Genomic DNA, 20,100 nt, shown 5'->3' with positions numbered 1-20,100 from the left:
AGCCGAGCGCCTCGCTAAACTCCTAACCGTCACCGACTAACCACCGTGTTGCAACGACCCCTGGAATCCGCCGCGTTAATAAGGGGCCCTTCCTTACGCTGGGTGGGTAGCCGGGACGGGATGCCGAGCAGGGCGATCACCGCACCGGCCAGCAGCAGGCCGGCGCAGATCAGCATGGCGACCCGGTACACCGGGGCGAGGTCGGTGGGATCGGTGAGACTGCCGGCGCCGATCCCGGCGGCCAGCGGCAGCACCGCGACGGCGAGCAGCCCGGCGGCGCGGGCGACCGCGTTGTTCACCCCGCTGGCGATGCCGGCGTGCCGTTCGTCGACCGAGCCGAGCGCGGTGGCGGTCAGTGGCGCCACGGTCAGCGAGAGTCCCAGGCCGAGCAGGAGCACCGCCGGCAGGACCCCGGTTAGGTAGGTGGTGCCGGAACCGACACCGGCCAGCAGCACCAGCGCCCCGGCACAGGCGACCGGACCGACCGTCATCGGGATCCGGGGTCCGATCCGCTGCCCGAGCGCCCCCGCCCGAGCCGAGAGCAGCAGCATCAGCACGGTGACCGGCAGCATCGCCGTACCCGCCGCCAGCGGACTGAACCCGGACACCACCTGTAGGTTCAGCACCACCAGGAAGAACACCCCGCCGAGCGCGGCGTAGACCACGAAGGTCACCAGGTTCACCGCGCTGAACGCCCGTACGGCGAAGACGCCCAGCGGCAGCATCGGGTGCGGTGAACGCCGCTCCGCGACCACAAACCCGATCATCCCGGCGACCCCGACGGCCAGCGTGACCAGCACGGTCGGCGAGGTCGGCCCGGAGGTCGGCCACGCGGTGAAGCCGTAGGTGAGGCCGGCGAGTCCGGCCGCCCCGGTGAGCACACCGACCAGGTCGAGCCGGTCGGGCGCGTCCGGGTCACGTGATTCCGGTACGTGCCTGAGCGCGACCACCGCGACCAGCGCCGCCAGCGGCACGTTGATCAGGAACACCAGCCGCCAACTCGCGGCCTCCACCAGCCAGCCGCCGAGGAACGGCCCGAGGGCACCGGCGATGCCGCCCAGCCCGGACCAGGCCCCGATCGCCCTGGCCCGGTCGTCCGGATGGAACGACGCGCCGAGGATGGCGAGCGCCCCCGGGGTGAGCAACGCACCTCCGATGCCCTGGAGTACCCGGGCCGCGACCAGGACCTCCTCGTTCGGCGCCAGGCCGCAGAAGAGCGAGGCGACGGCGAACCAGACGACGCCGAGCACGAAGATCCGGCGGCGCCCGAACCGGTCCCCCAGCGACCCACCGAGCAGGATCAGCGAGGCCAGGCTGAGGGTGTATCCGTTGACGGTCCACTGCAACGCGGCGGCACCGGCGTTGAAGTCCGTACCGATCCGGGGCAGCGCGATGTTCACCACGGTCGAGTCGATGAAGGCCAGGCCGGAACCGAGGACGGTGGCGAGCAGCACCCAGCGACCGGCGGGTTGGCCGTACCGGACCGGATCGGCTACCACTCTGTCACTGTCCGTAGCCATCTCGCTACTCCTTTGCCTGGGTTCACCAGGCTAGTCCCGGCCGATCGTGCGGCCACCCGACCGGGGTCCCGACAGGGACGAGCGCCACTTCGGGCCACCCCACCCTCGGTGACCGGACACCGGAATCGAACCATGCTGATCGATTTATGCTCGGCTACCCGTTGCACTCGACCTGTCACCGGTTGACAATGAGGGTCGGCCCACTATCCGATGTGGACAAACATCCTGGGAGGAACCGTGTCCCGTCGCACCTCCACGATCCGCCGGTCCCTGGCCGCGTTGGCGGTCGCCGCCGGCGCCGCCACCGCCCTGGTCGGCCCGGCGTCCCCGGCTGCCGCCATCCCGGCCTGCAAGTCCGGCTACCAGTGCACGTACCTCTACTTCAGCTCCGCCAGCTACGAGACGATCATCGGTGGCCGGACCAACTTCTGCGACGGCACCAGCGACTCCTTCGGCACCACCAGCCGCTGGTTGGAATTCAGCTCGGCGAAGTGCCCCGACCCGCTCTGATCCTGCTTTGTCACACCGTTGATCTACGTTGCCCGGCGTGACGACGTCGACTCCACCGCGCCCGGAACTGCACCGGCTGTTTCCCGGCGGCACGGCCGCCACGGCCGGGGAATTGCCGGTGCGGCTACCGCCGGGGCGACTGGTCGAGCCCGAACAGGGCGGACATCCGGCGTACTGGCTCGGTGACGGCCCGGCATCGGCCGAGGTGTGGGGCCGTCTCCACGCCGAACACGGCCGCACCGGGCTGTGGCCACTGCTGCTCGGCGGCCTCGACTTGGAACCGGACCGCCCCTGGGCCGACGGGGAGGTCTGGCCGGAGGATCCGACCGCGATCGACCGACACGACCCGGCGGTCCTGCTGGCCCAGTGGTGGTCGGAACACGTTCGCCCCGACGACGGGGATCCGGAGCAGAAGGAGAGGTCGCCGACGGCGCCGTACGGGCCTGCCTGGCCCGGACGCGCCGATCGGGGCACGGCGAGTTGGGATCCCGGGGAGCACGCGCGGAAGTGGGTCGGGGTGCTCGCCGACGACGGGTGGCGACTGGGACTGGTCGCCGCCGGTCGAGGCGCGGACGCGCTGACGGTCAGCGGTTGGGGCGGCCCGGCCAACTACGCCGCTACGTCGGAGGTCTCCGCCGTGGTCCGGGACTGGGAGGACCGGTTCGCCGCCCGGGTGGTGGCGGTCGGTTTCGACGCCCTGTACCTGAGCGTGGCGGCACCACCCCTCGAACCCGAACACGCGCTGCGAGTGGCAGCCGAACACTTCGCCTTCTGCCCGGACAACGTCTGGCAGGGCGCCGACACCCTGCGCGCGTACGCGGACTTGCTGCTCGGTGCTCCCATCTGGTCGTTCTGGTGGGACTGACTCACGGTGCGACCAGCCCCAGCACCGGTCCGTGCTACTTCCTCGTCGACGACGTCGACCCCGGCGAGCCCGTGGTCACCGTCGGCAGGCTGGTGGCCGGCGTGCCCGGTCCCGTCACCTTCAGCCCGGCCCCGGGCGACACCGATGTCGTGGGTTATGACTACGGTTTCGACAACAACGTGGTCGAGTGGGTGGCCGCCGACGCGAACGGCAACGCGACCGTCTGGGTCACCCTGACCGGGGACCCGGACTTCCCGGGCACCGCCGTCGCCGACCTCTGGGTCAGGGCCGTCGACACCGCCGGCAACCGACCCACCAACGTCACCGGGCCGATCCTGCTGGCCGCCGAGGAGACAACGCCGTGACGACCGCGCGCGGAGAGCGGGCCGTCGGCGCGGGTGGGGCCACCGCCACCCCGGCGAACTCTGGGTAATCCAGGTCGGTTCCAGGAACCGTAGCGCACCGGTCGTTACCGTCTTTCTCGGCTGGACAGCGAGGGAGACGACGTGCTGATGCCTTCTCCGACCACGGGAACGCCGAACCCGCCCCGGACCCGCCGCTCACTCACCACCGCCGCGCCGGTGGCGCTCGCGCTGCTGGTCGCGGCCGGTGCGGTCGCCGTACACCGGGTCACCGGCCAGTTCTGGTGGGACCTCGCGGCCTACCGCACCGGCGCGGCGGCCGCGGCCGGCGGGGACGGCCGGCTGTACGACGTGGCGGTCCGGGGCGCGGACGGGATCGAGCTGGGCTTCACGTACCCGCCGTTCGCGGCGCTGCTGTTCCAACCGCTCGGGTACGCGCCCACGGAGGTGGCGATCGGGCTCTGGGCGTTCGCCTCGGTCCTCGCCCTGCTGGCGGTGATCCGGCTGACCTGGCGGGCGGTCGCCCCGACGGCGGACCGCCGGGCGGTGCCGGCGCTGGTCGCCACGGTGCTGGCGCTGCCGCTGTTCGCCGTCTCGGGGCACCTCCAGGCCGGTCAGGTCGGGCTCTTCCTCATGCTGCTGGTGCTGCTCGACCTGACCGGCGACCCGTCCCGACGCTGGTACGGGCTGGGCGTCGGGATCGCCGCCGGGATCAAGCTCACCCCGCTGATCTTCGTGGTCTACCTGCTCGCCACCGGACGCCCGAGAGCCGCCGGTACCGCCGTGGCCGGCTTCCTCGCCACGGTCGGCGTCGGCTTCGCCTGGCGTCCCGCCGACTCGGCACGGTTCTGGGGCGGCACGCTGCTCGACTCGTCCCGGGTGACCGGCGACCCCCGTACGATCCTGAACCAGTCGCTGCACGGCGCGCTGGCCCGGCTGGCCGACTCGGCCGAGGTCCGACACCTCTGGCTGCCGCTGGCGGCGCTGGTCGCGGTGGCCGGGGTCGGGGTCGCGGCCTGGTGCGCCCGCTCCGGTGACCACCTGCTCGGCGTGCTCGCCTGCGCCGCGACCGGCCTGCTGGTCTCCCCGGTCTCCTGGCATCACCACTGGGTCTGGGCGGTGCCGGCGCTGGTGCTGCTCGCCGAACGTGCCTGGCGGGTCCGCAGCCGCCCCGGGCTGGTCGTGGTCGGCCTGGGCTGGCTGCTGCTGGTGCTGAGCACGACCTGGGTCCTCGCCGGAATCCAGGGCTGGGACCTGCACTTCCGGGGGGCGGGGTTGGTCTACAGCAACCTGTACGTGCTGATCGGGCTCGCCGCGCTCGGGTACCTGCCGTTCCACCTGCGGTCGGTCGGGTCGGCCGCGACGAATCGCCGTACCGGCGCACGCCGTCGCCCCGTCGGCGGCACCGCGTGAGCGGCGGGCGGACGCCGGAGCGGCCGTCACCGAACGCAGTCAAGGTCGCGTACAGCACCGGTCCAGGGAAGATCGCGAGCGGGCCGGTAACGTCGCCTCGTGTCGAACTTCCCCAGCGGGGCGACCCGTGGTCCGTCGTCCCCCCGCCCGGTCCGGGCCACCCGGTGGATGCCGGCATGACGGTGACCGCGCCGGTGGCGCCCGAGACGTCGACCGCCGGCCCGACCGGCCGGCGGCGCAGCTGGCGCTGGTGGCTCTACTCGGCCCTGATCGCCGCCGGTCTGCTCTGGCTGGCCTTCACCGTGGCACACCTGGTGCTCAGTGGCCGGTGGTGGCTGTGGCTCGCGGTCGACGCGATCCCGCCGATCTTCTTCGTGGCCGTGCCGGTGCTGCTCGCGGTCGGGGCGGCGCCGTGCCGCCGCTCGCGCCGGCCGGTGGCCCTGCTCTGCGCCGCCGCGCTGTTGCTCGGCGCGCCACTGTCCGGGATCAACGTCCAGGCCCTGCGGGGCGGGGACGGACCGGCCCCGGCGGACGCGATCCGGGTCTTCTCCTGGAACACCGGCTACTGGGACGAGGGTGGCGAGACCGAGGCGATGTACCGGGTGCTGCGGCAGGCGGACGCGGACGTCTACCTGTTGCAGGAGTACTGGTACGCCAACACGCCCGAGCCGCTCGACCCGACGGTGGCCCGGTTGCGGACCGAGTTCCCCGGGTTCCACGTCGCCACGGTCGGCGAGTTGGTCACCGTCTCCCGGTTCCCGATCCTGCGGCAGGTCCCGCTGGAGGCGCCGGACATGCCGCCGCCGGCCGCCGGCTCGGCCGAGCACTGGCTGTACAAGACGCTCCGGACCGACCTGGATCTGGGCGACGGGCGGGTGCTGTCGGCGTACAACTCGCACCTGCCGGTGCAGTTGTCCCCGGACGACGGCCCGTTCGACGGCGACTTCTACCGGGTCATCCGGGAGCAGCACGCCCAGCGGGAACCCCAGTTGCGCGCCCTGGCCCGGGACGTGGCGGGCAACGACAACCCGGTCCTGCTCGCCGGTGACCTGAACACCAGCCCGGCAATGGGCGACCTGCGCGAGCTTCCCGAGGGGCTGCGCGACGCCGGCTACGCCATGCCGTCGCTCTATCCGGCGTCCTGGTCCGACCTGCCGCCCTTCCCCCGCTGGTGGCGGCTTGACTGGGCGTTCGTCTCGCCCGGCGTCCGGGTCCACTCCTACCGCTTCGGCTCGGCCGAGGGCGCGTCCGACCACCGCTCGCAGGAATTGGTGATCTCCACCGGATAGGCGCCGCCGGAAAGGCTTCTCCCGCGCACGTAATCCCGTCACGGGCCAGGTCCGCAATTCCGTGCGGACCAATTCGCGCGCGCCCCGGAGACCGTCGAGAAATTGTACGACGAAGATATCGGCAACCATTGTTTTCCGGTGGGACCGGCACTAGCCTCGATTTGTGCGAGTCTCGGTGGTCATTCCGAACTACAACAAGGAAAAGACGATCAGGGCCTGCCTGACGGCGGTCTACGCGCAGACCCACGAGCCGGCCGAGGTGGTGGTGGTCGACGACGCCAGCACCGACCGGTCCCGGGAGATCGTCGGCGAGTTCGACTGCGTGCTGGTGGCCTTCCCGACGAACCGGGGCGTCTCCGCCGCCCGTAACGCGGGTGCGGCCCGGGCCGGCGGCGAGCTGCTCTTCTTCGTCGACTCCGACATCGCGCTGGCGCCGGACGCGCTGGCCAACGCCGTACGGATCCTGCGGGCCCATCCGGAGTGCGGGGTGGTGCAGGGGATCTACGACCTGCGCCCGTTGTTCGAGGACGGGCCGGTCGAGTCGTACAAGACGCTGTTCGAGCACTTCTGGCGCCGGGGCGCCGACGGGGTGAGCAGTTCCACCATGTTCGCCCTGACGGCGGTGCCACGGCGAGTGTTCGAGCTGGTCGGGGGCTTCGACGAGGGGCTGCGCGACGCCGAGGACGTCGAGTTCGGCACCCGCCTGCCGGCCGCGTACGAGATCCGGACCAGCGCGCTGGTGGTGGGGCGGCACGACGACGTGGACCGGCTGTGGCCGTACCTGTCCGAGCTGTTCCGCCGCGCGTTGACGTACGCCGACGCGGTGGTGCTGGCCCGGTGGGCGGCCCGGCCGGGGACGGACGGGTCGGCCTCCCCGGCTGCGCGGCCGGACGGGACACGAGCGCCGCACCGGGTCGACCTGGGCGCCGTCGCCGGCCTGACGAGCAGTGCCGGCCTGGTCGCGACCCTGCCACTGGCGCTGCTCTCCCCCTGGCTGCTGGCCCTGCCGCTGACCCTGCTGACGGTCTGGCTCACCGCCGACCGGGCGCTGCTCGGCTTCGCCCGCCGCGAGCGGGGGCCGGGATTCCTGGTCTTCGCGGCGGTGATGCGGTTCCTCACCCACCTGACCGAGTTCGTCGGTCTGACCGTGGGCGTGCTGCGGGCGTTGGCACGGCGGTCCGGACCGGGTCGGGTCCGGCCGGTGGCGCTGGAGTCACGGCGATGACCTCCGCTGGCCCAGGCTCGCGCGAACGCACCGTCGGCGGGTCCAGGTTCAACTGGTGGCGGCTGCTCAACCAGGTGCTGGTCGTGGTCTTCGTGGTCGGCCTGACGGTCGGCCTGGTGCTGTTCGTACGCGACCAGGACTGGGCACCGGTGCGTGACCTGGCCACCCGGCTCGACCCGGTCCAGGTCGGGGCGGCCCTGGTCGCGGCACTGCTGATCAACGCGGCCGGGCTGCTGCTCGGGCTGGTCTCCTGGCGCGCGCTCTTTGTCGACCTCGGCGCCCCGGTCGACCGGTGGACCGCCTACCGGTTGTTCTTCGTCGGCTTCCTGGCCAAGTTCGTGCCCGGTCGGTTCGTCGCCCTGCCGGTGCTGCTCCGGATGGGCAAGCAGATCAACGTCGGGCCGGTCCGGCTGGCCGGTGTCTTCATGCTGAGCTGGGCGGTGGTCGCGCTGACCGGGATGACCGTCGCCCTCGCCGCCGGGCCGGCGGTGCTCGGCGGCACCGCCGGCTGGATGCTGCTCGCCACGGTCCCGCTGGTGCTCCTCTTCGTCCGGCCCGACCTGCTCAACCTCGGTCTGACCACGGCGACCCGACTGTTCCGCCGGCCACCGCCGCAGGTGACCGCCTCACCGGCCGGTCTGCGCCGGGCGATCACCTCGCAGTCGCTGTCCTGGGTGGTCTCCGGGCACCACCTCTGGCTGCTCGCGGTCACCGCCGGGGCTCCGCCGCTGAAGTCGTACCTGGTCTGCGTGGCCGGATTCGCCGCGGCGACGGTCGCGGGTCTGCTGGTGATGGTCGCCCCGGACGGGCTCGGCGTACGGGAGGCGGTGCTCATGGTCGGCCTGGCCACGGTGATGCCGGTCTCGGTCGCCACCCCGGTGGTGCTGGCCAGCCGGCTGGTCTGCGCGCTCAGCGAGGTCGCGATCGGCGCGGGCGGGCTGCTGCTCGCGCAGTACATGCACCGCCGCCGGACCACCGCCGTAGCCGAAGCCAGACCGGACCCGGCACTGGCCAACTGAACGCTGTTCCCGCTTTCTCAACACAGATTCGACAGCCCGTAATCTGACCGCGTCGATGATTGTCGGTGATCTCATGTCCAAAGGGCTCTTCCGGGCACTGTCGCGGCTGACCAGTCTTCCGGTACGGAGATTCGTGCGACCCAATCGCAGAATCAACGCGGCGATGTGGGACACGCAGTACGCGCTGGGTCTGTGGAGTTATCTCGACGGTATGTCCGACGGGACCGTACCGCTGTCGCTGATCGAATCCTGGGCACCTCGCCCGACCATTCTCGACCTGGGTTGCGGCACCAGCGCCAACCTTCCCCTGGCTCCCGGGCGCTACCGGCACTACCACGGGGTCGACATCAGCCGCAAGGCGATCGCGCAGGCTCGCGCGCTCGACCGCCCGGACACCTCGTTCGAGGTGGCCGACATCCGCGCCTTCCGCAGCGCCGACCGGTACGACGCGATCCTGCTGCGCGAGGTCATCTACTACCTCTCCGCGGCGGAGTCGACGGCGCTGCTGCGGCGGCTGCCGACCCTGCTCACCGAGCGCGGCCGGATCGTGGTGCAGGTCTACGACGTGGCCCAGACCAGCGACTTCGTGGAGATCATCCGGAGCTGCGGGGTGCCGGTCGTCGCGGAGCTACCGACCCGGCTCGGCGACGGACCGGCCGGCGCCCTCTTTGTCCTGGGTCCGGGGCAGGTCGGCGACGTCGCCAGCGAAGCCGACAACGCCGGGTCGACGCCGTCGGTGGCGGGCAGGTCGACCGGCGAGTCCACCCCGTCGGTGATCCCGCCGCCCGGGTGACCGGCCACACCGCCGCCATGCCGGTGGCCGGTCACCCGTTCAGACCGAGACGCGCCGGTCCCACCAGGGGCGTACCGTGACCGGCTCGCTCCGCAGCAACCTGCGGTGCAGGTCCTGCAACTGGTGTCCCGGTTCCACCCCGAGCCGGTCGGCCAGGGTGATCCGGGCGTCCTCGAAGGCGGTGAGCGCCTCCGCCCGGCGTGAGGTCTGGCCGAGGGCGACCAGGAGCAGTTCCCAGAGCCGTTCCCGCATCGGCTGCTCGGCCAGCATCCAACGCAGCTCCGAGATCAGGTTCTCGTCGTCGCCGAGCAGCAACCGTACGCCGGTGGTCTCCTCCACGACGTCCTGGCGCAGCTCGGTCAGGCGGATCCGCTCGGCCTCGGCCAGCGGTCCGGTCGCCTCCTGCAACGCCGGCCCGGACCACTTCCCCAGCGCCCGCTGGAAGTGGTGCAGCGCCTGCGGCAGATCGGCCTGGGCCCGAGCCCCCCGGGCCAGCTTGATGTCCCACTCGAACCGGGTGATGTCGACCGACCCGTCCGGGATGTCGAGGGTGTAGCCGGGGCGGGTGGAGCGGAGCACCCGGGCCAGCGCCGGTCTGCGCCCCGGCGGCTCCAGCACCCGCCGCAGCCGCCCGATGTAGGTGTGCACCATGTTCTCGACCGAGTTCGGACGGCGCCCGACCCAGATCGCGTCGACGATCTGCGCCACCGACATGACCATCCCGCTGCGCAGCGCGAGCACCGCCAGCACCTCCCGTTGGCGGGGGGTGCCGAGATAGAGATTCACCCCGCACCGCTCGGCCCGGATCGGGCCGAGGAGTGTGATCGACAGGTCGTCGTCCTGCATAGGTCTCTCTCCCACCAAGCTGTCGACCGACACGGCCCCCGCTGACCATCGGTTTCGCCCCGGCTCCGGTGGGGACCGCCCCGACACGCCCACCGTCTACCGCCCGTCGACCGGGGTGACGAACCGCAGCCCTCGACCGAGCAGGCGGGGCAGCACGGTTTCGAGGGCCTCGACGGTCTGCGACCGGTCGCCGCCGCCGTCGTGGCAGAGCAGCACCTGACCGGCGCGGCCACGCGACAGCGACCGGGTGATCCGGGGTACGCCCGGACTGCGCCAGTCGCTCGGGTTGACCGTCCAGTCGACCGGGGTCAGCCCGAGGTCGGCGGTGGTGGCCAGGACGGACCTGGACCAGTTGCCGCCCGGGGCGCGGAAGAGCCGCGTCGAGACACCGGTCGCGTCCTCGATCTCGGACTGGGTCCGGGAGATCTCGTCGCGCATCCGCTGGCGGGAGAGCGCCGCGAAGGGCTGCGGGTGCGACATCGAGTGGTTGCCGAGGGTGTGACCGGCGGCAACGATCCGGCGGGCCAGGTCCGGCCGTTCCCGGACCCGCCCGCCGATGAGGAAGAAGGTGGCCCGGACCTGGTGCCGATCCAGCAGGTCGAGCATCAGGGGCGTCCACTCGGGGTGCGGACCGTCGTCGATGGTGAGCGCCACCCCGGCACCCGGCACCCCGAACGCGGGCCAGTGCCGGCCGCCGAGGGTGGCATGTCGGCGCAGGAACTGTTGGCCCCGGATCGCGAAGAACAGGTAGTGCAACGCCTGCGCGGACAGGTACGACCAGGGGCGGACCACGTCGTCCCGGTTGCCGGTCATCGTTCCGGCTCCGGGACCGGCAACCGGCTCGGGCCGAAGTTCCGGTCGGCCAGGTGCCGTACGCCACCGACCGCCGCCCCGGCGACGACGCTCAACTGGACCAGCAGGTGTACGCCGTAGAAGAACACCGCGAACGCCGGTCCCCGCTGGCGCAGCACGAACCGGAGCAGCGCCGGTTCGACGGCGGCGAAGAGCCCGAACAGGCCCAGTGGCAGCAGCAGGAACAGCGGGCCGAGCAGCCCCAGGGGCAGGGTCAGGGGCACCAGCAGGGCGGTGAGCAGCCCGGCCGGGGTGTTGGCCCGGATGCCGGCCGGTCCCCGCTCGGCCAGGGCGACCGGGACGAGGAGCTGGGAGCGGCCGAACTGTTTGCGGAGCAGCTTGCCGAGGTGGCTGTCGTCGTCGTGCCGGCAGACCACGGTGTCGGTGAGCACGGTGCCGTACCGGGCGGCGAGCCGGTCGCCGAACTCGACGTCCTCGGAGGCGCGCAGGTTCTCGTCGAAGAGGCCGACCTCGTCGAACGCCACCCGACGGGTGACGCAGACGGCGAAGAGGGTGGTGCGTACCCGGCCGACGTTGCGCAGCCGCCAGTGGTGGCCGTGCAGCAGCCGGTACGCCTCGACCGGGCCGTCGTCGAAGAGTGGCCGCAGCGCGTAGATGCCGTGTACGCAGGCGACGTCCGGCTGGTCCCGCAGGATCGCCAGCGCGTTGTCCAACGCGTCCGGCTCCGGGGCGCAGTCGGAGTCGACGAAGAACAGCATCTCGCCGGTGCTGGCGAGGATGCCCCGGTTGCGTCCGGCCGCCGGCCCCCGGTTGCGCTCCGCAACCAGGACCCGGCACGGAAACTCCCCGGCGATGGCCCGGGTGTCGTCCACGCTCGCGTCGTCGACGACGATAACCTCGGCGACCGGGTGTCGCTGTGCGTAGACGGCCTCGAGGCATGCCCGCAGCGTCTTCGCACTGTTGTACGTGGGGATGATGACCGACACCGTCGAGCGCATGATCAACACCTCACCAGGGCGGGGACGAATGGTCGGGGACATTGACACATCGAAAACGATCGTGCCGCGACCACGCTATCTACCCGGTATGTCAGTGGCAAGCGTTGCCTTACGTAGTCAAGGTTCCGTCCAGGGCCGGTCCAGAAAAGATTCCGGACCGAACTATAGCGTCGCAGTATGTCCAATTTGGTCAGCCTCGACGATTGCGAGCGGCTCACTGTTCGTGAGGTGCATGACCTCTATCGCCGATACGTGAACTCCAGCCAGGTATCCCTCATGACCTCCTTCGGGTTCGGCCGGGAATTGGTCGACCACGCGGAGGGCGCGTACCTGGTGCTGCGCGACGGGCGGCGCATCCTCGACCTCACCGGCGGCGTCGGCGTCCTCAACCACGGGCACAACCATCCGCGCATCGTGGCGGCCCGGCAACGGTTCGCCGAGCAGCGGCGGATGGAAGTGCACAAGACGTACTTCTCGCCCTACCTGGCCGCGCTCGGGCACAACCTGGCCCAGCTCCTCCCCGGCGACCTCTCCATGTCGTTCCTGCCCAACTCGGGCGCGGAGGCGGTCGAGGGCGCGGTGAAGCTGGCCTACAAGTACCACGGCGGCCGGCGCCACAAGATCCTTCGGGCCGACTGCGGATTCCACGGCAAGCTGCTCGGCTCCGGCGGCCTGACCGGTCAACCGCAGTTCGCCTTTCCCACCATTCCCGGCATCGTCCCTTTCACCTACGGCGACCTGGAGTCGGTCCGCGCCGCGGTGGCCGCCCATCCGGATGACGTTTACGCGGTGATCGTCGAGCCGTTCAGCGCGTCGACCATACAGTGGTGTGACGAAGACTTTCTCCGTGGACTGCGCGAACTCTGCGACCGGCACGACATTGTTCTCATCTTCGATGAGATTTACACCGGCTGGGGCAAGACCGGCAGCCTGTTCTATTTCATGCGGTACCCGGGACTGGTGCCGGACGTACTCACCACGAGCAAGTCCTTCGGCGGCGGGAAGTCGTCCATTTCGGCCTTTGTCGCTCGCAAGCCGATTTTCCGCAAGGCGTACGACAACCTCACCGACGCGCTGTTGCAGAGCACCAGCACCACCTACTACGGCATGGGTGAGGAGTGCGTCACCGCGATCGAGGCGATCAACATCGTGGTCGAGGACGACTACCCGGGCCGCGCCCGCGAGCTGGAACGGGTACTGGAACCGGCCCTGCACCGGCTGGCCAAGGAGTACCCGGACGCGGTGGGTCGGGTCGCCGGGGCCGGCGCGCTCTGGGGCGTACACATCGACGGCGGGCCGAAGATCCTCGACCTGGTCGCCCGGATCGCCCCGGCCGGCATGGCCCGCGATCCCCGGTTCAAGGCAAAACTGGTCACCTGCGCGGTGATCAACGCGCTCTACCAGGACCACCAGATCTTCACCTACTACACCCTCAACGGGCTCAACCCGCTGATCATCGGCCCGTCGCTGGTCACCGACCCGATCGACGTGCAGCGCGCCACCGAGGCGCTCGGCGAGGTGCTCGACCAGGGCCTGACCCGACTGGTCACCCGGTTCGTGGCGCAGAAGGTGGGGTCGTCGCTGTGGTGATCACGATTACCGGGGCGGCCGGAATGCTCGGCTCCCGGCTCGCCGAGCGGTTCGCCGCGGACGGGCACGAGGTACGCGGGGTCGACCTGCGCCCCGGGCCGGACGTGAGCGTGCTCGGCGACATCCGCGACCCGGCCCTGATGGCACGGGCCGCCGACGGGGCCGACACCCTGATCCACTGCGCGGCGGCGCTGCCGAGCTACCCGACGGGCGAGATCCGCTCGATCATCGTGGACGGCACCGGCAACGTGCTCGGCGCCGCGCGTCGGGCCCGGGTACGGCACGTCGTGCACGTCTCCTCCACCGCCGTGTACGGGCTGCCGAAGGTGGTGCCGACGCCGGAGGAGCACCCCCGCGCACCGGTCGACGCGTACAGCGCGGCCAAGGCCGAGGCGGAGGAGGTCGCCGAACGCTTCCGGGCCGACGGCACGCTGATGTCGATCCTGCGCCCGAAGACCTTTCTCGGCCCGGGACGGATGGGGCTGTTCGCCATGCTCTTCGAGTGGGCCGAGGAGGGGCGCAACTTCCCGGTCCTCGGCCGGGGCGACGTACGCATCCAGATGTTCGCCGTCGAGGACCTGGTGGACGCCGTGGCGACGGTGCTGCGGGCTCCCGACGACCTGGCCAACGACACCTACAACCTCGGCGCCGAGCGGTTCGGCACCCTGCGCGAGGACTTCCAGGTGGTGCTGGACGCGGCCGGGCACGGCAAACGGGTGGTGTCGCTGCCGGCCCGGCCCGCGCTCGCCGCGCTCGGCCTGCTGGAGCGCACCCGTCTCTCCCCGGTCTACGGCCGGTTGCTGCACAAGCTCATGGGCGACTCGTACGTCAGCGTCGACAAGGCCCGCCAGCGTCTCGGCTTCGCGCCCAAGTTCTCCAACGCCGACGCCATCCTGCACACCTACCGCTGGTGGCGGGAGCAGCGGCAGTCCCCGGCCGAGCCGACGTCCGGCGCGGCCGGGCAGGCCACCCCGTCCGGGCGGACCAGCCGCGATCCGTGGCGGCAGGGTGCCCTCGGCTTCGCCAAGATCTTCTTCTGAGCGGGGGAAAGAGTGACCGCCGTCGAGACCACGGTCGAGCGGCCCGTACCGGCCCCCGCGACCGGCCGGGCCGCGAGCGCACCCGCGCTGGCCCGGCATTTGATCACGTTGACCCGGCCGGGACACTGGGTCAAGAACGTCCTGGCCGTACCGCTGGCGCTGGTCGACGCGCCGGCCTGGACCGGCTCGGCGTTGCTGCGTACCGGCTGGGCGGTGCTGGCGTTCACGCTCGCCTCGTCACTGATCTACGTCGTCAACGACATCGCCGACCGCCGACTCGACCGGGAGCACCCGGTCAAGCGGCACCGGCCGATCGCCTCGGGCCTGGTCCCGCTGCCGGCGGCCTGGCTGCTCGCCACCGGACTGGCCGGTCTGCTGGTCGCCACCGTGCTCGCCGGGCCGGGCATGTCGTGGTGGCCGCTGGCCGTGTACCTGGCCCTGAGTGCCGCCTACAGCCGGCGGCTCAAGCACCTGCCGCTGCTGGACATCTGCGTGATCGCGGCCGGATTCGTGCTCCGCGTGCTCCAGGGCTACGCGGCGGCCGGTGGTGTCCCGTCCACCCTGATGCTCACCGCCGTCTTCACCGGCTGCCTGGTGCTGGTGCTGGGCAAGCGACGCGCCGAGCTGGCCGCCGCCGGGGTGAGTCACCGGCCGGCGCTGGCCGGTTACAACGTCCTGCTCGCCGACCACCTGCTCGGCCTCAACGCCTCGCTGGCCGCCGCCACCTTCCTGCTCTACCTGCACACGGAGGCGCCGATCGACCCGTACCGCCCGGTGGTGCTGACGGTCGTGGTGCCGCTGGGCCTGCTCGCCGCCTTCCGCTACCTTCAATCGGTCCTGGTGCTCCGGCTCGGCGGTGAGCCCATCCGGGCCCTGCTACGGGACCGCATGATCGTGACCAGCGCCGTCCTGATCGGTACGACGCTGGCCGTCGCGGAGGTCGCTGCCCGCTATCCGGAACTGCTGAGATGGATGGACAAGTGAACAACCCGCTCGTGTCGGTCATCGTGCCGAACTACAACTACGCCAGAGCGCTGGGCCTCTGCCTCACCTCGATCAGGGAACAGACCTATCCCCACCTGGAACTCATCGTGGTGGACGACTGCAGCACCGACGACTCGGTGACGGTCGCCGAGTCGTACGGCGCCCGGGTGCTCCGTACCCCGGAGAACTCCGGACCGGCGGCGGCCCGGAACCTGGGCGCGGCGAACGCGTCCGGTGAGATCCTGTTCTTCATCGACTCGGACGTGGCGGCCAAGCCCGACGCGATCGCCAACGCGGTCGAACTGCTCGGCTCCGACCCCGAGATCGGCGCGGTCTGCGGCAACTACGACCCCGTCCCGCTGATCCGGGACAGCCTGGTCGAGGAGTACCGCTGCCTGCAACAGTCCTACTGGCTGATCGCCGACGAGGGCCGGATCATGACGCTCTACACCGCGCTGCTCGCCGTGCCGGCACGGGTCTTCGCCGAGATCGGGCCGTTCAACCCCCGGCTGCGCGAGACCGAGAACGCCGACTACGGACTGCGGCTGGCCCAGCGTTACCAGATCTGGCTCACCCCCCGGGTGCGCGGCGTGCACGACCACGACCACGAACTGCGGGTGCTGGTCCGCAAGGTGTTCACCCGGACCGCGCTGCACATCCCGATGTACGCCCACAAGCCGGAGTTCCCCGGCGGGCTGAGCAGCGGCCCCCGGGCCTGGGTGAGTATCGCCGCGCTGCTGACCGTGCTCACCCTCGCCCTGCCCCCGCTGTTCGGGCTCGCGTTCCTCCTGGTGCCACTGGCCGCGTTCGCCGCGTTTGTCGCCGGGGACCTGCCGATGCACCGGTTCGTGGCCCGGGAACGGGGACCGGTGTTCCTGGTCTACTTCGTGCTGATGCACTTCCTCCTGAACCTGGTGATCGCCGCCGCCGCCTTCAGCGGCGTGGTCGCCTGGCTCAGCTCCGGCCGGTTCCGCCGGCTCTACCAGCGCCCGGAGGCGGTCGCCCGATGACGTCGATCCCACTGGTCTCGGTGATCGTGCCGAACTACAACTACGCCGAGTCGCTGGACCTGTGCCTGCGTTCCATCCTCGACCAGACCTACCCGAACATCGAGATCCTGGTCGTCGACGACTGCAGCACCGACCAGTCGGTCGAGGTCGCCGAGGCGCTCGGCGTACGGGTGGTCAGCACCGGGGTGAACGGCGGCTGCGGCCAGGCCCGCAACGTCGGCGCCGCCAACACCCGGGGCGAACTGCTCTGTTACGTCGACTCGGACCTGGTGATGGCCCCCGACGCGGTGGCCAACGCGGTACGCCTGCTCGACGCCCAGCCCGACGTCGGCGCGGTCTGTGGCATCGAGGACCCCGAACCGCTGCTGCACGACACCGCCGTGGCCCGCTACCGGGGATTGCAGTACCACTACTGGTCGATCAGTTCGGAGGGGGACATCGGGTTCCTCTTCCCGGCGGTCTGTGTCATCCGGCGCGACGTGTTCGACGAGATCGGGCCGTTCAACCCGGCGCTGCGGCAGACCGAGGAGGTCGACTACGGCTACCGGCTGACCCGGCGTTACCGGATGGTGCTCACCTCCGCCGTACGCGGACGGCACGACCACGACCACGAGTTGCGTGGGTTGCTGCGCAAGCTGTTCCACCGGGGACGGTTGCGGATCCCGCTGTACGCGCGGGCGCGCCGGTTCGGCAAGGGTTTCGAGACCGCCTCCCGGGCCTGGGGCAGCCTGGCCGCGTTCGCCGTGTTGCCGGCACTCGCGGCGCCGCTGCTGCTCGGTGCCTGGGCCGCGGTGCTACCGGCCGGGCTGCTGGCCGCCTCGCTCGCCTGCGACGCCGGCATGTACGCCTTCGTCCACCGCCGGCACGGCTGGGCGTTCCTGGTCTTCTTCGCCGGTCTGCACTTCGTCGTCAACGTGACGATCACCCTGGGGGTGGCCGCCGGGACGTTGCAGTGGCTGGCCTCGCGGACCTTCCGGCAGCTCTACGACGCCTCGTTCCCGGTGGAGGGTAGGCCGCTACCGGGAGCGGCCTGAGCGACGCTCCCAGGGCTGCCTCGGCCGGCAGCCCTGGGTGGCCCGCGACCATCGGCGGCGGTGGCGAGGACACTCCCCCGTTGCCGCCGGAGCGACGAGCGCCCACACCCACCGCCGCTGACGACCGCCGCACTCCAGGGCACACCCGTTGCGCAGACAACGCCTCCCGGGCTACGCCTGTTGCGCGCGACGGCGGTGAGCATACGCCCGTATTGAAAACACACTCAACAGTTGTGTCCCACACCGGCGGCGGTACGGTACGAGCGTTCATCGCTCGTTCATGACAGGAGTGACGATGGCCGAGCAGAGCCCGTGCGGCGCCGACGTGCCCGCCCTCGACACCCTGGCCGGCAAACTCGAGTTCCTGTTCGACAACATCCGGCCGACCGCCGACGAGTTGGGGGCGAACGACGAACCCGGCCGCCGCTACACCATCAGGGAGATCGCCAACAAGATCAACAAGGCGGCGGCGTCCGACCCGGACGCGCCGACGATCAGCGCGGCGTACATCGGCGAGATGCGCCGGGGGGTGACCACCGACCCGCGGGCCTCGCACATCCTGGCTCTGGCCAGGGCGTTCGGCGTGGACCCGGGTTTCCTCATCGACCGCCGGGTGACCCGCGTCGTGCAGGAGCAGATCGACCTGCTCAACGAGCTGCGCCAACTGGACGTACGGCACGTGGCCCTGCGCTGGGTGCTGCGCGAACAGGGCCTCTCGGCCGACACGTCCCGACTGATCGAGCAGATCGTCGAGCGGTGCCGACAGCTCGAGGGCCTGGACCTGGTCGAGACGCGGTCCGATCGACCGCAGTGACACCCGAGCGCTCTCCCGGGTAGCGCGATCGCCGCGTTCGTGCTTTTATTAACGACAGAAAGGCCGGTCATCTCCCCCCGTGGATGCCCGGCCCTTCTCTTTTCCACCCCTCCCGACACCCGGACCCGTCGGACACACCGGCCCGCCCGCACGACCGGCCGCCGTCCGGGATCGGGCGGTCCCGATCCCGGACGGCGGCTCGTGGCGTTACCTGCCCGGTCGATCCCGGCCAGCCGGACGGAACCGGCCGGAGGCGATCAGCCGAAGCAGTTGGGCACCGGGTCGGCGCTGCCCGAGCAGTTCGTCGGCCGGTTGTCGATGATCACGGTCCGTTCGTCCACCGTGACCAACGTGCCGTCCGCGAAGATCCCGCCGGGCGGGTCCAGGGAGTCGTTGCGGGACACCCGGCTCTCGGTCAACGACAGGCTTCCGCCGTTGGTCCAGATGCCGCCGCCCTGCGAACTCGCACCCACCGTACGGTTGGAGTCGACCAGGCTCCGGCGTACGACCAACGAGCCGTCCACGTTGAACAGCCCGCCACCGGCCTCCTGGGCGGTGTTGTCGGCGACCTTGGTCTCCTCGACCACGACCTCGCCACCGCCGTTGTAGATCCCGCCGGCCAGACCGCCCGCGTTGTTGCGGACAACCTCGCTGTGCCGGATGTGCAGCGACGATCCGGTGTTGAGGATGCCGCCACCGGCGGCGGTGGGCGCGGTGCTCTCGTTGTCCAGCACGCCGCTGTACACGATCTTGGTGATGGCGTTGCTGCCGGCCTGGATGCCCCCGCCGAGACCCACCGCGACGTTGCGGGCGATCTTGCTCCGGCTCACCGAGAGGGTGCCTCCGGTGTTCGAGATCCCGCCGCCGTCCCGGGCGGTGTTGTTGTGGCTCACCTCGACACCCTCGACAACGAGGGCGCCGTCGGTGTAGATGCCGCCACCGTGGCCGAGCGCGCTGTTCTCGCTGACCTTGGTCGCGTACACGCTCTTGTCGTGGTCCCAGCCGTCCTTGCTCCAGCCGTCCTTCGTCCAGCCGGGCAGGCCGGCGCCGTCCTCGGCCGGCTCGGCGCCCTCCACCGAGCGGGCCTCGGCGGCCTCGTCCTCCGCCGCGCCGTCGGCCTCGTCGCTCGACGTCTCCGCGTCCTTGGGCTGCTCCCGCGACTCCTCGCCGGCCGCCCGTCCCTCCTCACCCCTGGACGGATCGCCGTAGTCGCGCTCCTCGCCGGAGACGATCGCGGTGATGCCGAAGTTGGCGATGCCGCCGCCGACCGTCGTGCTGCGGTTGCCGACCACGGCGCTCTTCTCGACCACCGCCTTGCCGCCGGACTGCACCAGCAGGCCACCGCCGCCGTCACCGCTGCGGTCGTCCCCGCCCCGGACCGTGACACCGCTGAGGACCAGCTCGCCGCCGGGGCCGACGTTGAAGATGCGGAACGGCGCGGCGTTCGCCGCCCGTTCGATCTTCGCGCCCTCGCCCTTGATCGCGACCGGCTGGGTGATCACGGGTAGCCCGTCGTCGCCCTGGTGGACGGTCAGGCTGTACGTGCAGCCCTTGGTCAGCTTGAGCTTCGCGCCGTCCTCGGCGTTCGCCTCGACCAGCGCCGAGATCAGCTCGTTGGAGTCGCACCCCACCTGCCTGGCGTCCTTGTCCCACTCCGGGCGCCAGCCACCGGGATCCTGACCGCCGTTGTCGTTGCCGCCGTCGCTGCCACCGTCCGCGCGCGCGTCGGCGGCGAAAAAACGCGGCAACCCCAACGCGTTGGTGGCACTGGCCAGGGCGGGCGCGCCGCTCATCCCGGCCACGGCGGCCAGGCTGGCCACACCGGCCACGCTGGCCACACCGCCCACGTACCGGCGGACCCGCCGGATGCCGCCGGACAGCGCCGAATCGGTGCCTTCGACACCGCTCGGGACATCTTGGTGTTCCGGTAGTTGGTTGGACATCATCACTGGCTGTTCCTTCCTCCTACGTCACG

Annotated in this window: 19 protein-coding genes; 14 read left to right on the top strand and 5 right to left on the bottom strand. The window is 71.2% G+C overall.

All coding sequences use genetic code 11. The features are described from left to right. Positions 1-29 precede the first annotated feature (29 nt). Positions 30-1,520: an MFS transporter gene (locus ACI2K4_RS32900; protein ID WP_404516995.1), complete on the bottom strand. Its 1,491-nt coding sequence runs from the start codon at positions 1,518-1,520 to the stop codon at positions 30-32. 237 nt (positions 1,521-1,757) lie between these two features. Between ACI2K4_RS32900 and ACI2K4_RS32895 the strand changes: the two genes are divergently transcribed. From ACI2K4_RS32895 to ACI2K4_RS32860, 8 genes are all read left to right on the top strand, one after another. After that, complete coding sequence (locus ACI2K4_RS32895) at positions 1,758-2,030, top strand: DUF6289 family protein (protein ID WP_404516993.1); 273 nt, start codon at positions 1,758-1,760, stop codon at positions 2,028-2,030. Between the two features lie 37 nt (positions 2,031-2,067). After that, the gene (locus tag ACI2K4_RS32890; RefSeq protein ID WP_404516992.1) at positions 2,068-2,895 is read left to right on the top strand and encodes a DUF4253 domain-containing protein; all 828 of its coding nucleotides are present in this window, start codon (positions 2,068-2,070) and stop codon (positions 2,893-2,895) included. Next, on the top strand, positions 2,886-3,260 hold the full coding sequence (locus tag ACI2K4_RS32885) for a hypothetical protein (protein ID WP_404516991.1): 375 nt from the start codon (positions 2,886-2,888) through the stop codon (positions 3,258-3,260). The genes ACI2K4_RS32890 and ACI2K4_RS32885 overlap by 10 nt, the downstream gene beginning before the upstream one ends. A gap of 147 nt (positions 3,261-3,407) precedes the next feature. Next, complete coding sequence (locus ACI2K4_RS32880) at positions 3,408-4,670, top strand: glycosyltransferase 87 family protein (protein WP_404517005.1); 1,263 nt, start codon at positions 3,408-3,410, stop codon at positions 4,668-4,670. Between the two features lie 176 nt (positions 4,671-4,846). Beyond that, positions 4,847-5,959: an endonuclease/exonuclease/phosphatase family protein gene (locus ACI2K4_RS32875; RefSeq protein WP_404516990.1), complete on the top strand. Its 1,113-nt coding sequence runs from the start codon at positions 4,847-4,849 to the stop codon at positions 5,957-5,959. Positions 5,960-6,122: 163 nt separating this feature from the next. After that, the gene (locus ACI2K4_RS32870) at positions 6,123-7,184 is read left to right on the top strand and encodes a glycosyltransferase family 2 protein (RefSeq protein ID WP_404516989.1); all 1,062 of its coding nucleotides are present in this window, start codon (positions 6,123-6,125) and stop codon (positions 7,182-7,184) included. Next, positions 7,181-8,203, top strand: a complete 1,023-nt coding sequence (locus tag ACI2K4_RS32865) for a lysylphosphatidylglycerol synthase domain-containing protein (RefSeq protein WP_404516988.1) — start codon at positions 7,181-7,183, stop codon at positions 8,201-8,203. Before ACI2K4_RS32870 ends, ACI2K4_RS32865 begins: the two co-directional genes overlap by 4 nt. Positions 8,204-8,366: 163 nt before the next feature. Further along, positions 8,367-8,996, top strand: a complete 630-nt coding sequence (locus ACI2K4_RS32860; RefSeq protein WP_404516987.1) for a class I SAM-dependent methyltransferase — start codon at positions 8,367-8,369, stop codon at positions 8,994-8,996. 39 nt (positions 8,997-9,035) lie between these two features. Here the strand turns inward: ACI2K4_RS32860 and ACI2K4_RS32855 are convergent, their stop codons facing one another. The 3 genes from ACI2K4_RS32855 to ACI2K4_RS32845 all read right to left on the bottom strand — a co-directional run bounded on the left by ACI2K4_RS32855 (position 9,036) and on the right by ACI2K4_RS32845 (position 11,662). Next, positions 9,036-9,842: a BTAD domain-containing putative transcriptional regulator gene (locus tag ACI2K4_RS32855; RefSeq protein ID WP_404516986.1), complete on the bottom strand. Its 807-nt coding sequence runs from the start codon at positions 9,840-9,842 to the stop codon at positions 9,036-9,038. 96 nt (positions 9,843-9,938) lie between these two features. After that, positions 9,939-10,655 (bottom strand): polysaccharide deacetylase family protein, encoded by a 717-nt coding sequence (locus tag ACI2K4_RS32850; protein WP_404516985.1) that lies wholly within the window; start codon positions 10,653-10,655, stop codon positions 9,939-9,941. Continuing rightward, the gene (locus ACI2K4_RS32845) at positions 10,652-11,662 is read right to left on the bottom strand and encodes a glycosyltransferase family 2 protein (protein WP_404517003.1); all 1,011 of its coding nucleotides are present in this window, start codon (positions 11,660-11,662) and stop codon (positions 10,652-10,654) included. The genes ACI2K4_RS32850 and ACI2K4_RS32845 overlap by 4 nt, the downstream gene beginning before the upstream one ends. Positions 11,663-11,929: 267 nt before the next feature. On the opposite strand from ACI2K4_RS32845, the gene ACI2K4_RS32840 reads away from it, so the two are divergent. The 6 genes from ACI2K4_RS32840 to ACI2K4_RS32815 all read left to right on the top strand — a co-directional run bounded on the left by ACI2K4_RS32840 (position 11,930) and on the right by ACI2K4_RS32815 (position 18,125). Continuing rightward, positions 11,930-13,243, top strand: coding sequence for an aspartate aminotransferase family protein (locus ACI2K4_RS32840; protein WP_404516984.1), 1,314 nt, complete (start codon positions 11,930-11,932; stop codon positions 13,241-13,243). Continuing rightward, on the top strand, positions 13,237-14,283 hold the full coding sequence (locus ACI2K4_RS32835) for an NAD-dependent epimerase/dehydratase family protein (RefSeq protein ID WP_404516983.1): 1,047 nt from the start codon (positions 13,237-13,239) through the stop codon (positions 14,281-14,283). Before ACI2K4_RS32840 ends, ACI2K4_RS32835 begins: the two co-directional genes overlap by 7 nt. A gap of 12 nt (positions 14,284-14,295) precedes the next feature. After that, on the top strand, positions 14,296-15,267 hold the full coding sequence (locus ACI2K4_RS32830; RefSeq protein WP_404516982.1) for a UbiA prenyltransferase family protein: 972 nt from the start codon (positions 14,296-14,298) through the stop codon (positions 15,265-15,267). After that, positions 15,264-16,277: a glycosyltransferase family 2 protein gene (locus tag ACI2K4_RS32825; RefSeq protein WP_404516981.1), complete on the top strand. Its 1,014-nt coding sequence runs from the start codon at positions 15,264-15,266 to the stop codon at positions 16,275-16,277. Before ACI2K4_RS32830 ends, ACI2K4_RS32825 begins: the two co-directional genes overlap by 4 nt. Then, entirely contained in the window at positions 16,274-17,311 is a 1,038-nt protein-coding gene (locus tag ACI2K4_RS32820) for a glycosyltransferase family 2 protein (protein WP_404516980.1), read from the top strand. Before ACI2K4_RS32825 ends, ACI2K4_RS32820 begins: the two co-directional genes overlap by 4 nt. A gap of 295 nt (positions 17,312-17,606) precedes the next feature. Continuing rightward, on the top strand, positions 17,607-18,125 hold the full coding sequence (locus tag ACI2K4_RS32815) for a hypothetical protein (RefSeq protein ID WP_404516979.1): 519 nt from the start codon (positions 17,607-17,609) through the stop codon (positions 18,123-18,125). A 257-nt stretch (positions 18,126-18,382) separates the two neighbouring features. Here the strand turns inward: ACI2K4_RS32815 and ACI2K4_RS32810 are convergent, their stop codons facing one another. Further along, positions 18,383-20,074: a hypothetical protein gene (locus ACI2K4_RS32810; RefSeq protein ID WP_404516978.1), complete on the bottom strand. Its 1,692-nt coding sequence runs from the start codon at positions 20,072-20,074 to the stop codon at positions 18,383-18,385. Between the last annotated feature and the right edge of the window lie 26 nt (positions 20,075-20,100).

The organism is Micromonospora sp. NPDC050397, assembly GCF_044901685.1.
Lineage (GTDB): Bacteria > Actinomycetota > Actinomycetes > Mycobacteriales > Micromonosporaceae > Micromonospora_G.
The sequence above is the reverse complement of the archived record's forward strand: the minus strand, read 5'-3'. Positions and strand labels throughout refer to the sequence as shown.

What these genes read in the sequence shown, in the direction of transcription:
- ACI2K4_RS32900 (WP_404516995.1), bottom strand. Translation starts at nt 1,520, where the DNA reads ATGGCTACGGACAGTGACAGAGTGGTAGCCGATCCGGTCCGGTACGGC.
- ACI2K4_RS32880 (WP_404517005.1), top strand. Translation starts at nt 3,408, where the DNA reads ATGCCTTCTCCGACCACGGGAACGCCGAACCCGCCCCGGACCCGCCGC.
- ACI2K4_RS32875 (WP_404516990.1), top strand. Translation starts at nt 4,847, where the DNA reads ATGACGGTGACCGCGCCGGTGGCGCCCGAGACGTCGACCGCCGGCCCG.
- ACI2K4_RS32865 (WP_404516988.1), top strand. Translation starts at nt 7,181, where the DNA reads ATGACCTCCGCTGGCCCAGGCTCGCGCGAACGCACCGTCGGCGGGTCC.
- ACI2K4_RS32860 (WP_404516987.1), top strand. Translation starts at nt 8,367, where the DNA reads ATGTGGGACACGCAGTACGCGCTGGGTCTGTGGAGTTATCTCGACGGT.
- ACI2K4_RS32855 (WP_404516986.1), bottom strand. Translation starts at nt 9,842, where the DNA reads ATGCAGGACGACGACCTGTCGATCACACTCCTCGGCCCGATCCGGGCC.
- ACI2K4_RS32850 (WP_404516985.1), bottom strand. Translation starts at nt 10,655, where the DNA reads ATGACCGGCAACCGGGACGACGTGGTCCGCCCCTGGTCGTACCTGTCC.
- ACI2K4_RS32840 (WP_404516984.1), top strand. Translation starts at nt 11,930, where the DNA reads ATGACCTCCTTCGGGTTCGGCCGGGAATTGGTCGACCACGCGGAGGGC.
- ACI2K4_RS32820 (WP_404516980.1), top strand. Translation starts at nt 16,274, where the DNA reads ATGACGTCGATCCCACTGGTCTCGGTGATCGTGCCGAACTACAACTAC.
- ACI2K4_RS32815 (WP_404516979.1), top strand. Translation starts at nt 17,607, where the DNA reads ATGGCCGAGCAGAGCCCGTGCGGCGCCGACGTGCCCGCCCTCGACACC.